This window comes from Pseudomonas sp. NPDC088368 (assembly GCF_044753445.1).
Taxonomy (GTDB): Bacteria; Pseudomonadota; Gammaproteobacteria; order Pseudomonadales; family Pseudomonadaceae; genus Aquipseudomonas; species Aquipseudomonas bambusae.
The window spans coordinates 37,788-48,803 of sequence record NZ_JBIVNG010000014.1; the positions used below are offsets into that span (position 1 = coordinate 37,788).

The 11,016-nt window shown below is 60.9% G+C and carries 10 protein-coding genes; 5 read left to right on the forward strand and 5 right to left on the reverse strand.

What is annotated here, in order from left to right:
• Window positions 1-177: 177 nt before the first annotated feature.
• The 5 genes from ACIQAL_RS26820 to mobA form a co-directional block, all read right to left on the reverse strand.
• Entirely contained in the window at window positions 178-576 is a 399-nt protein-coding gene (locus ACIQAL_RS26820; protein ID WP_401150688.1) for a hypothetical protein, read from the reverse strand.
• A gap of 3 nt (window positions 577-579) precedes the next feature.
• Complete coding sequence (locus ACIQAL_RS26825; protein ID WP_401150691.1) at window positions 580-903, reverse strand: hypothetical protein; 324 nt, start codon at window positions 901-903, stop codon at window positions 580-582.
• A 1-nt stretch (window position 904) separates the two neighbouring features.
• Window positions 905-5,170, reverse strand: a complete 4,266-nt coding sequence (locus ACIQAL_RS26830) for an RHS repeat-associated core domain-containing protein (protein ID WP_401150693.1) — start codon at window positions 5,168-5,170, stop codon at window positions 905-907.
• 282 nt (window positions 5,171-5,452) lie between these two features.
• Window positions 5,453-5,677, reverse strand: a complete 225-nt coding sequence (locus ACIQAL_RS26835; protein ID WP_166598218.1) for a YgdI/YgdR family lipoprotein — start codon at window positions 5,675-5,677, stop codon at window positions 5,453-5,455.
• 102 nt (window positions 5,678-5,779) lie between these two features.
• On the reverse strand, window positions 5,780-6,373 hold the full coding sequence (gene mobA / locus ACIQAL_RS26840) for a molybdenum cofactor guanylyltransferase MobA (RefSeq protein WP_401150696.1): 594 nt from the start codon (window positions 6,371-6,373) through the stop codon (window positions 5,780-5,782).
• Window positions 6,374-6,451: 78 nt separating this feature from the next.
• On the opposite strand from mobA, the gene moaB reads away from it, so the two are divergent.
• The 5 genes from moaB to ACIQAL_RS26865 all read left to right on the forward strand — a co-directional run bounded on the left by moaB (window position 6,452) and on the right by ACIQAL_RS26865 (window position 10,928).
• Window positions 6,452-6,991 carry a molybdenum cofactor biosynthesis protein B gene (moaB, locus tag ACIQAL_RS26845; RefSeq protein WP_166598220.1) on the forward strand — a complete coding sequence of 180 codons (540 nt, stop codon included), beginning with the start codon at window positions 6,452-6,454 and terminating at the stop codon, window positions 6,989-6,991.
• Window positions 6,992-6,997: 6 nt separating this feature from the next.
• Entirely contained in the window at window positions 6,998-8,212 is a 1,215-nt protein-coding gene (gene glp / locus ACIQAL_RS26850) for a gephyrin-like molybdotransferase Glp (protein ID WP_401150699.1), read from the forward strand.
• Between the two features lie 90 nt (window positions 8,213-8,302).
• Window positions 8,303-9,229, forward strand: a complete 927-nt coding sequence (locus tag ACIQAL_RS26855) for a glycosyltransferase (protein ID WP_401150702.1) — start codon at window positions 8,303-8,305, stop codon at window positions 9,227-9,229.
• Between the two features lie 102 nt (window positions 9,230-9,331).
• Window positions 9,332-10,522: a CaiB/BaiF CoA transferase family protein gene (locus ACIQAL_RS26860; RefSeq protein WP_401150705.1), complete on the forward strand. Its 1,191-nt coding sequence runs from the start codon at window positions 9,332-9,334 to the stop codon at window positions 10,520-10,522.
• 19 nt (window positions 10,523-10,541) lie between these two features.
• Window positions 10,542-10,928, forward strand: coding sequence for a VOC family protein (locus tag ACIQAL_RS26865; RefSeq protein ID WP_401150708.1), 387 nt, complete (start codon window positions 10,542-10,544; stop codon window positions 10,926-10,928).
• Window positions 10,929-11,016: the final 88 nt, after the last annotated feature.

Below are 11,016 nucleotides of genomic sequence, written 5' to 3' on the forward strand. Positions count from 1 at the left end.
AGCCACATCCGTGGCTACCCACCTAACGGAAGCGCGCCTGCGTGATTATGCAGGTCGCGACGATATATACGTTGATGCGATCTCCATGGGCCGACTACATCAGGAATGATATTTCAACAGTATTTAGATCGACGCGACAAGGAGGCTCACGGTAGCGGTTGAAGGTCGAATAATTGTTCAACTATCCTCCCTCCCGTCGATATAAGTGTTGCATCCCTGAAAGTTAAAGTTTCCAACCGTGACGTCAAATGCCCAATTCGCTTCGCGAGCAGTGATGCGAATGTCATCACCTTCTTTTGAAAAATCAAAAAAAGCGAAATCGGCATTTATCCAGTTCTCGAAACTAATATTTTTTGCCTCGCACCCTAAGAGCCTGATCACGATGACGTCATAGTGATCGCCATACTTGCCCCATCTGGCGACCTTTATTGCTGGCTTCTGTTGGATATGTATGTTCATGCTAAATCTGCCAGCGACATCCAGGCCGAATTGACCAATATAAATAGGCTCAGTCAGACCTTCAGGGAATAGCTTCGTCAAAAATAGGTTGCTGCAGATCATGTCGATTGCATTCATGAATTAATCACCAGGTCGTTCCCAGTATTTGAGCAGTTCTAGTTCGCGTTCAATATCATCCATATCATCACTGCCCAATTCATCATCAAATTTTTCTGAAATGATTCGCCTGACTTTGGCCAGGCGCCGTGTTATTTCATTTTGGTCAATAAAGTGTGTTGTTTCGAGTGCGTAATCTAATGCCGTATTTTCCGAGGGCTTTAGTTGTTCGTTGTTGTAATGGTACTCGGCTATTTTGTTTAAAGAGATTAATAGGTACTCAATTTCCTTTATTATAGAAATTGCTTCTGCACCGGAAAGTTTAATAATTTCATTCTTTTTAAGCATGCTACTTCCTTTTAAAAAAGTCAGGGTTACTAAGCTGCAAGTCGCCTTTGACGGTAAGCTCGAGTCTGTGATATCTGGGATTATTTATCCATTTAAGCAGCTCTTCAGGTACATCAGTTTCTACATAGTCACGACCTTTATTTTTTGCAAGCTGGTATTTCTCCCAGGCAGCTGTTTCGCTCAAGGGTTTTTTACTAGCGGGCTCAAGATAGACATTGTTATTGTCATTTGCCTTGATATATCCGCTCTCTTTAATTCCGTTTAAGCCTTTTCTACTTGTGTAGTGACGAACACGAACACAACTCCACCCCCACGGATCCACCCACCCCACCGGGTTCGGCGCGTACTGATATAAATTCAGCCCGCCCGCCAACCCGATCGGATCGGGGGTGGTGAAGCGCCCTATGTCCGGGTCGTAGTACCTGAAGGTGTTGTAGTGCAGTCCGGTCTCGCGATCAAGGTATTGGCCCTGGAAGCGCAGGTTCTGGTGTTCGAGGAAGTAGGGTTCGCGGGTTTCTTCGGTGGTGTTGCCCCAGACCTGGTAACGCGCCTGCCAGACGAGGTGGCCGTCGGGTTCGGTGAGATGTTCGGGCAGGCCGTTGAGGTCGTTGTGGTAGTGGCGGATTTTCTGGTGTTCGCCTCGGCCGTCGACGCGGGCCACGGGTTCGTGGCTGTCGTCGGCGTAGAGGTAGAGGGTGAGCAGGGTGTTTTGTTCTTCCTGCAATAAACGCAGGCCGTCCCAAGTGAATCGGGTGTCGTTGAGGAGGTGGCCGTCGGGGTGGTGCAGGGTTTTGCGGGTACGTCGGCCCAGCGGGTCGTAGGCCATGCGCACGACGTAGCGGTCGGGGTTTCTGACTTCGATCAGGCGGCTTTCGGCGTCGTAGCGGAAACGCTGGAGACCGCGGCGGGTGCTGCGTTTTTCGATGAGGCGGCCGAAGCGGTCGTAGCGGTAGTGTTTGTCCTGCCAGGTCAGCAGTTGGTTGTGGGTGACCCGCGCGTTGCCGGGCTCACCGACCACGAGGTTGGCGGCGGGGTCATAGGTAAATCGCTCCACCCTTCGGCTGATGCTGTCCTGTGCGCAGAGGATCCGGCTGCTGCTGTCGTAACCGAGCCAGGTCTGGTGGTCGCCATGGCGTTGCTGCTCGACCCGGCCAATCAGGTTGTCAGTGAGGTCGTATTCGTAGGTTTTGGTGATGTCCGCTGGCAAGGGCCGGGGGCGACTGTCGTGTCGGCGAGCGCGTGATTGAAGTCGACCGCTGCGGTCGTAGGCGCTGCGGGTGTGGACCTGGCCCTGGGTGCGCAGCACTTCGCGGTGCAGGCGGTCCCGTTCGACGTCGCAGATGACCTGGCCATCGAGGTTGAGTTGGTGCAGATGGCCACTGCCGTACAGCAGGCGATTGATCCAGTGCCCGTCGGGGGTTTGGGTCTGAATCAGGTTGCCGAGTTCGTCGTAGCGATGCTGAACGGTGCCGGCGTTGGTGGTTTCGCTGAGCAACTGACCCAGCGCGTCGTAGGTGAAGCTCACGCTGTGCTGCGTGCCGTCCAGACCGGTGAAGGTCGCGTCGATCAGGTTGTCGAGCGGGTCATAGGCGTAAACCGTGCGACCGTCATCGGTCACCTTGGCAATCAGGCGCCCAACCGCATCGCGCTCGAAGGCATGCACGATGGCATCCTGCCCCGACACGTGCGTGACGACCATCACATCACCCAGCGAGGCGTATCGATAGTGCCGCTGGCTGCCGTCCAAGTCCTGTTGGGTGATCAGCCGATCCCCGGCGTCCCAGCCGAAGCGGTAGCGTTCGCCGTTCTCGTTGGTCAGCGTGTCCAGCCGACCATACGCGTCGTGGCGATACTCAACCGTGCGCTCATGCGGGTCTTGATGCCGCTCCAGCCGCCCGCACCGGTCGTAGCCGTAACGCGAGATGTCCCCGGCGGCGTTGACGTAGCCGATCAGTGCACCGCTGTCGTCGCGTAAAAAGCGCTCGACGCGTCCAACGGGGAGGTCGCGTCTTAGCAAGCGGCCTTGAGCGTCATATCCATATTCCGTTCGCTCACCGAGCGCATCAGTGCTCTGGTCGAGAAAGCCGCGCCGGTCGTAGCGGAATTCAGTCTTGTAACCCGAGCAATCGATGTAATCGGTCAGTTGGCCGAATGCGTTCCAGCGCAGGGTTTTGCTTTTGCCACTGGCGTCGAGGATTTCAACGACCCGGCCCCGTTCGTCGAAGCGATAGCGCGTGACATGCCCCAACGGATCGACTTCGTGGGTGCGGTTGCCGCGCGCGTCGTAGCGGTAGTACCACTGATGGCCCGCTGCATCGGTTTGCACCTTCGGCAGCGACCAATGCTCCAACCACAGCGTGCAGTCGATGCGTCCAAGGGGGTCTTCAGTCGAGCTCAGATTGCCTGCGTCGTCATAAGCAAAGGCCCATCGGCCCTGCCGAGGATCAACGGCACCCAGCAACTGACGCTCGTCGTTCCAGAAAAACTGCCACGTCTGGCCAAGGGCGTCGGTGCAGTCGGTGATCTGGTGCTGAGGGTTCCAGCGTCGGACGCTGCGGCGATTCAGGCCGTCGGTAATGACAGAAACACCGGCGCTCAGGTCGTAGGCGAAGCGGTATTCATCCCCCGCGTCGGTCCAGTGATGCACCACACGCCACTCGCGTTCATCGATCAGTGCCCATTCATAAAAACAACGCAGTCCGGTGGGCCGTTGGTGCTCGACCATGCGCGGATGCGCGTCGTAGCTGAATCGCCGCTGTACCTTGTCCAGCGCGTCCCGCACCTCACTCAGATCGCCGTGATCGTCATAGGCATAACTGACCAGCACCTCGGACGCGTCGTCATCGAACACCCGCTCGATCCGCGCCACACGACCCGGCCATTGCGCTGAATAGACCAGCCTCACGCGCATCACATCGAGGGCGTCATGCAAATGGGACAGGCGCCCCTCGGCGTCGTAAATCAGATGAATCCGGTTGTCGTTGCGGTCGCCGAGCTGGCTCAGACGCAAGCGGGACGGATGAACGAGGTTTGGCTCGAACAGCCGATAAATCCCGTTTTCACTTTCGATCAACACACGACCATCGTGATGCCGCTTGACCGCCAGCCCTTCGCCCGCACTGAACACCGCGCTACCCAACGCAATCGATCCCATGTCGATGCGCCGGGCCTGCTCATCGATGTAGGCCAGTCGCTCGCCACCGTCCGCGAGCGCTTCGACCTCGATGCGGACCTCGAACCCCACGCTCCAGCCCGCGCCCAACAGCCCGTCGCGCCGCTCATCGCGACTGCTGTAAAACCGCTGCCACTCGATCGGCAACACGCCCGGCAAGACGAAATCCAGCTCTTCAGACCCACCCAACACCTTGGCGCCAGTGGCCGCATGCACCGGATTTGGCGACCCGGACACCGCCCGACCCAAAGCACTCGCGACCGCTCCGACGACATATCCCGTAGCGCCGCCGATCAGCAGACACGGCAAGTTGCTGACGAATTTCACAGGCCGACCGCGCAGCATCATCAACGCCGACACCGCCAGCCCCACGCCCGGCGTCTTGCCGCTGCGAATGGTGCGCACCACCGCCGTGCCGCCGCCGATGCGAACGTTGGGTGAAATCAATCCGGAAGACACCACCGTCGCGTCACAGGTGCTGCGATCCCCGCTACGCACGGCGGGCTGACCGTTGAGGAACACCGTGCTCGACCCTTCCGCCAGGTATTGGCCTGGCGTGCCGGGGTGCTTGTCGCAGGCGATCAAGTCGTTGGGCAGTGGCGAGGCGCCGGGGTCGGGCGTGGCGACGGTGGGTCGCCACAGTTCGGAGAAAAACCCGGCGGCCATGTCGAGGAAGGTGCCTTCGGGCGCTGCGTCCTCGGGCAGAGGGGACGGTCTGTCCGATATCGCCCCAGCGGCCCGTGCAGCGGGCAATCCATTGATGAAGACGTTGTGCGAGCCGCTGATGATGTGCGCGCAGACGGTCGGGGGAAACAGGTCGTTGGCCAGGCCCTGGCAGAAATCACTGAGCTGGCTATCGGCGCCCGTGAGCTGCATGCCGACGGTCACCGCCACCCCAACGACCACGCCCAATACACAGGCGCCCAGCCCGCCCGTGGCAACGGTCAGCCCCGTCGCCGCGACGATGGCTGTGGTCGCCAAGACGCCGACCGCCACGGTGGCCACCACTTCGAGGGCACCGCCGAACACGTCGGCCATCATTGAGGTGTGAGCGAGGGCATCGCCCTGACGGGCAGCCCATAAGGCGTCAGACATTCCCTGATCCGCGCTGAGAAAAACGCGGAATCTAGGGGTTTAAAAGGTGGCTGTCTGGGCGCTGAAACACAAAAAGGAGGGACTGCGAAGTTTTCAGAAAAGGACTACAGAGGCGGGTGTTTGGGTCCTGCTTGAGAGGGGAAGGTGTACGACGTAATGCCCCATAACCGATCAGACCCGCGCCTTGATAGCAATCAAACCAACGGCCACAAAAAAGCCCCGCATCTCTCGACGCAGGGCTTTTCGCTCAAACCAGATGAATCAGGTGTCGCCCATCAGGCGTCACAGCTCTTTGACAGTACGCACCTGGTCTTTATTGATGCGGGTTTCTTTGCCGTCCAGCTGTTTGAATTCATAGAAACCGGATTCTTCGTCGTACTTCGGCTGGTCAGTGGCCTGGATTTCGCGGCCATCGTTCAGGGTGATCACAGTCGGCGAAGAGCAACCGGCGAGGGTGGCGAGGCCGAGTGCGAGCAGGAAGGCTGCGGGAATAGTCCGTTGTTTCATTACTGTGTCTCCGAGGGTCATTCTTTATGTAGTGAAGTTTCTGACGCGGGGGCTGTCAGCAAAGTTCCATGAAACTTGCCCGGCACCTGCAGTCTGACCGAATCAGCGTTCAACGGCGGACAGCAAATACGGTGTGTTGAGGTTCGCCAGGCGAGGATCGCCGTCGTCACATTGCAACGCCACGGCGCCCAGCTCGGCCATGGTCCGGCGTGGGCTGCGCTGGCCCTGTTGCCAGTGTTGCTCGAAGACGGGGGCGTGGAGGGTTGGGATGCAGCACAGCAGCGGTTCCCATTGCTCGCCCTCACGCACCATCACCGGTTGGCCGGGGTGTTCGACGGCCTTTCGCCGCAGCGCGTTGAGCAGGGCGAGGTCCAGCAGCGGCTGGTCGCAGGGCATCACCAGCAGATAGGCGTGCCGCGCCACGGCGATCCCTGCACGAATCCCCGCGTAAGGGCCGGGAAAGCCGCTTTCATCATCCTGAACCAGTCGATCGGCGAGCGGCGCGTACCGGTCCTGATTGCGATTGCAGGAGATGATCAGGTCGTCGGTCAACGGGCGGGTCAGGCGATGCAGGTGTTGAATCAGTGGCTCGCCGCGCCATTCGATCAGGCCCTTGTCGCGGCCGCCCATGCGCTGGCCCTGACCGCCAGCCAGCAGCAGGATCGAGCAAGGGGGCAGGGTGTCGGAAGGCGTCATTGTGCTCTCGTCCAGCGGAGAAAAAAGGGGTGCTGTGATATAACACCGGACTGTTTTCCCTACAACCGGACCACGCCGATGAAATCCAAGGCTGACACCCCCTTCGTGCCGCTGAACATTGCCGTTTTGACCGTGAGCGACACCCGTACCTTTGAAAACGATACCTCCGGGCAGATGTTCGTCGATCGCCTGACCGCTGCCGGTCATGGCTTGATCGAGCGCGTGTTGCTCAAGGACGACCTCTACAAGATCCGCGCCCAGGTCGCCACCTGGATTGCCGACGATGAAGTGCAGGTGGTGCTGATCACCGGCGGCACGGGCTTCACCGGCCGCGACAGCACCCCTGAAGCCGTGGCGTGCCTGCTGGACAAGCAGGTCGACGGTTTCGGCGAGCTGTTCCGGCAGATTTCGGTGCCGGACATCGGCAGCTCCACCATTCAATCCCGCGCCTTGGCGGGCCTGGCCAACGGCACGCTGGTCTGCTGCCTGCCGGGTTCGACCAATGCCGTGCGCACCGGTTGGGACGGGATCCTGGCCGATCAGTTGAACAACAGCTTCCGCCCGTGCAATTTCGTGCCGCACCTGAAGAAAGCCGAGCCGTGCGCAACCCGTGGGTGATGACCGATGAGCAATCCTGAACCCCGTGGCCTGATCCCGGTGGAGGAGGCCATGGAGCGGTTGATGGCCCTCGCCGCCGAAGCGCCGATCACCGAGCGCGAAACCGTGACGCTGGCCGACGCCCAGGGTCGCATCCTCGCCGATGACCTGATTTCCACCCTGGACTTGCCGCCGTGGCCCAACAGCGCCATGGACGGCTACGCCTTGCGCGTCGCCGACTGGACCGGCGAGCCATTGCCGGTCAGCCAGCGGATTTTCGCCGGGCAGGCGCCGCTGCCGTTGCAGCCCGGCACCTGCGCGCGGATTTTTACCGGTGCTCCGGTGCCGGAAGGCGCGGACTGCGTGGAAATGCAGGAAAACGCCGTGGTCCAGCCCGACGAGCGTGTGCATTTCCTTGAACCGTTGAGCATCGACCTGAACATCCGCCCCAAAGGCCAGGAAACCACCGTAGGCGACAAGGTGCTGGACGCGGGCACCGTGATGACCCCCATCGAGCTGGGTCTGGCCGCGACCATGGGGCTGGGCGAGTTGCAGGTGATGCGGCGGGCGCGGGTTGCGGTGCTTTCGACGGGCGACGAATTGATCGAACCGGGCCAGCCGCTGGGGCCGGGGCAGATCTACAACAGCAACCGCGTGTTGCTGTGCAGTTGGCTCAAACGCCTGGGCTGCGAGGTCGTCGATGCCGGGATTCTGGCAGACGATCTGGAGAAAACCCGCGCCGCGCTGGGGGCCTTGGGTGACGTTGACCTGATCCTTTCCACCGGCGGTGTTTCAGTGGGCGAGGCAGACTTTCTCGGTCACGCGCTGCGTGAAGAGGGTGAAATCTCGCTGTGGAAGCTGGCGATCAAGCCGGGCAAGCCCCTGACGTTTGGCCGTTTTCGCGGCGTGCCGGTGATCGGCCTGCCGGGCAATCCGGCGTCTACGCTGGTGACCTTCGCCTTGCTGGCGCGGCCCTATCTTTTGCGGCGTCTGGGCGTGGGCGAGGTCAAACCCCTGCAGTTCAAGGTGCCCGCCGGTTTCGTCTGGACCAAACCCGGCAACCGTCGCGAATACTTGCGCGGACGTCTGGAGCAGGGCCGCCTGGTCGCCTACCGCAACCAGAGCTCTGGCGTGTTGCGCAGTGCGGCGTGGGCCGACGGACTGATCGAGGTCATGGAAGGCACCACGGTGGCGGAAGGTGATCTGCTGAATTTCATCCCCTTGAGTGAGGTGATGGGCTGACCGGCGGCGGGATCCAATCGCGAGAAGCTGAGCTACGCTGAAAGTGCGTCATGACAAATGGGTATTCAGTCTTTGCCCCGGAGTATTGTTATGCAGGCTTTGCGCGTTGCGTGTGTGATCCCGACGTACAACGGCCGCAGAGAGCTTGAGCGGCTGCTCGATTCGCTCTCTGCCCAGACCGCCGTTTTCGACACCCTGATCGTCGATTCCAGCTCCACCGATGGCACGTGGGAGCTGGCCCGCGCCCGCTGCGAGAATGTCGTCCAGATCGCCGGCAAGGACTTCAACCACGGCGGGACGCGGCAGATGATGGCCGAGACCCATCCCCGTTACGACGTCTTTGTCTACCTGACTCAGGACGCCTACCTCGAAGATCCTCGCGCGGTGGAAAACATTATTCAGCCGTTCGAAGACCCCTTGGTCGGCGCCGTGTGTGGCCGCCAGTTGCCGCACCTCGACGCCACCGTGCTGGCGCAACACGCCCGCTGGTTCAACTACCCGCCGGTGTCCCGCATCAAGACCCTCGCCGACGTACCTGAAATGGGCATCAAGGTGCCGTTCATGTCCAATTCCTTCGCGGCGTACCGGCGTGACGCGCTGCGTGCCGTGGGCGGGTTTCCTCGACACGTGATCCTCTCCGAAGACATGTACGTTGCGGCCCGTATGTTGCTGTCCCACTGGAAAGTCGCCTACCAAGGCTCGGCAGTCTGTCGGCATTCCCATAACTACAGCTTGCGTGAAGAGTTTCGGCGCTACTTCGACATCGGCGTGTTCCAGGCACGGGAATCGTGGATTCATGCCCGGTTCGGCGGGGCTCGCAAGGAAGGCTTTCGCTACGTGAGGTCCGAGCTGGATTTCCTTGGCGCTCGACGCTGGTACCTCTGGCCCGCTTCCTTCCTGCGCAATGGCTTGAAGCTGCTGGCGTTCAAGCTGGGCAAGGAGGAGGCGCGGTTGTCGCGGCCCTTGAAGCGGCGGTTGGGGATGTACAAGCGGTTTTGGGACAGTGAGCACGCCTGAGGCGTTGGCGCTTGCCTTTAATCAAGGAGTGAATCGGCGCTGGATTTCCGTGCCGGATAGCCGACAATGACGCGACTTTTTTCAGACAAGAAAGGGCACGTCATGCAAAAGCCACTGCAAGGGATTCGGGTCATCGAACTCGGGCAGCTGATCGCCGGGCCGTTCGCGGCGAAGATTCTCGGCGAATTCGGCGCCGATGTGATCAAGGTCGAGCCGCCAGGCACCGGCGACCCCCTGCGCAAATGGCGTCTGCTGCACGAAGGCACGTCGGTGTGGTGGGCCGTGTCGTCGCGCAACAAGCGTTCGGTGACCCTCGATCTGCGTGAGCCCGAAGGCCAGGACGTGGTGCGCAAATTGCTTGCCGAAGCCGACGTTTTGGTCGAGAACTTTCGCCCCGGCACGCTGGAAGGCTGGGGCCTGGGCTGGAAAGAATTGCACGCGTTGAACCCGAAACTGGTGATGCTGCGGGTCTCCGGTTATGGCCAGACCGGCCCTTATCGGGATCGCCCCGGTTTTGGCGTGGTGGGCGAAGCTATGGGCGGGCTGCGGCATTTGTCCGGCGAACCGGAACGCACGCCGGTGCGCGTCGGGGTTTCAATAGGCGATTCGCTGTCGGCGCTGCACGGGGTGATCGGCGTCTTGCTGGCCCTGCGGCACCGCGACCAGAACGGCGGCGAGGGGCAGGAAATCGACGTTGCGCTGTACGAGTCGGTGTTCAACATGATGGAAAGCCTGATCCCCGAATATTCCGTGTTCGGCGCCGTGCGTCAGCCTGCGGGCAGCAGCCTGCCGGGCATCGCGCCGTCCAACGCCTACCGCTGCCGCGATGGCCGTTACGCGCTGATCGCGGGCAATGGCGACAGCATTTATCAACGCTTGATGGCGCTGATCGAACGGCCCGATCTGGCATCCGACCCGGCACTGGCGCACAACGACGGGCGGGTCAAGCAGGTCGAACTGATCGACGCGGCGATCTCCGCTTGGGCCGCGAGCCTTGACCTGGATGACGTGCTGGCCAAACTCACGGCGGCGCGGATTCCTGCCGGGAAAATCTACGACGCCGCCGACATCGCCAGCGACCCTCACTACAAGGCTCGGGACATGCTCCTCGACAGCGAGCTCGACGACGGCACGCCCGTCATGCTGCCGGGCATCGTGCCGAAACTGGGTACCACGCCGGGAGGTGTGAGTCGTCCGGCCCCGACCCTCGGGCAGCACACCGATGAAGTGCTTGCGGAGTTGGGCATCGACGCCGAACAGCGCGCGGCGTGGCGCGCAAGGGGCCTCATTTGAACAGCGTTTGGAGCGCGACATGATCGATCACCTTGACCATCTGGTCCTCACCGCCGTGGACGCTGACGCCACGGTGGACTTCTACACCCGTGTGCTGGGCATGAAGCTGGAAACTTTCGGCGCCGGACGCATGGCCTTCACCTTCGGCCACCAAAAAATCAACCTGCATATCCGTGGCAAAGAGTTCGAACCCAAGGCCCACGTCCCGGTCCCCGGCGCGCTGGACTTGTGCTTCATCGCGTCGATCCCGCTGGACGACGTCATCGCCCGCCTCAACGCCGCGCCCTGGCCGATCATCGAAGGGCCGGTGATGCGTACCGGAGCGACCGGGCCAATCCGGTCGGTGTATGTGCGGGACCCGGATTTGAATCTGATCGAGATATCGGAAGTGGCCGGTCGTGATTGAGGGCGCGGTCTGAGCTTTTGATTCTGCCAGGAGGGCGTAGGACTGCCGGGGTCGCGTCCGACCGGAGCAGTCGTGAAACCAAACGATG

What these genes read in the sequence shown, in the direction of transcription:
- ACIQAL_RS26830 (WP_401150693.1), bottom strand. Translation starts at nt 5,170, where the DNA reads ATGTCTGACGCCTTATGGGCTGCCCGTCAGGGCGATGCCCTCGCTCAC.
- ACIQAL_RS26855 (WP_401150702.1), top strand. Translation starts at nt 8,303, where the DNA reads ATGCAGGCTTTGCGCGTTGCGTGTGTGATCCCGACGTACAACGGCCGC.
- mobA (WP_401150696.1), bottom strand. Translation starts at nt 6,373, where the DNA reads ATGACGCCTTCCGACACCCTGCCCCCTTGCTCGATCCTGCTGCTGGCT.
- moaB (WP_166598220.1), top strand. Translation starts at nt 6,452, where the DNA reads ATGAAATCCAAGGCTGACACCCCCTTCGTGCCGCTGAACATTGCCGTT.
- ACIQAL_RS26820 (WP_401150688.1), bottom strand. Translation starts at nt 576, where the DNA reads ATGAATGCAATCGACATGATCTGCAGCAACCTATTTTTGACGAAGCTA.
- ACIQAL_RS26860 (WP_401150705.1), top strand. Translation starts at nt 9,332, where the DNA reads ATGCAAAAGCCACTGCAAGGGATTCGGGTCATCGAACTCGGGCAGCTG.
- glp (WP_401150699.1), top strand. Translation starts at nt 6,998, where the DNA reads ATGAGCAATCCTGAACCCCGTGGCCTGATCCCGGTGGAGGAGGCCATG.
- ACIQAL_RS26825 (WP_401150691.1), bottom strand. Translation starts at nt 903, where the DNA reads ATGCTTAAAAAGAATGAAATTATTAAACTTTCCGGTGCAGAAGCAATT.
- ACIQAL_RS26865 (WP_401150708.1), top strand. Translation starts at nt 10,542, where the DNA reads ATGATCGATCACCTTGACCATCTGGTCCTCACCGCCGTGGACGCTGAC.
- ACIQAL_RS26835 (WP_166598218.1), bottom strand. Translation starts at nt 5,677, where the DNA reads ATGAAACAACGGACTATTCCCGCAGCCTTCCTGCTCGCACTCGGCCTC.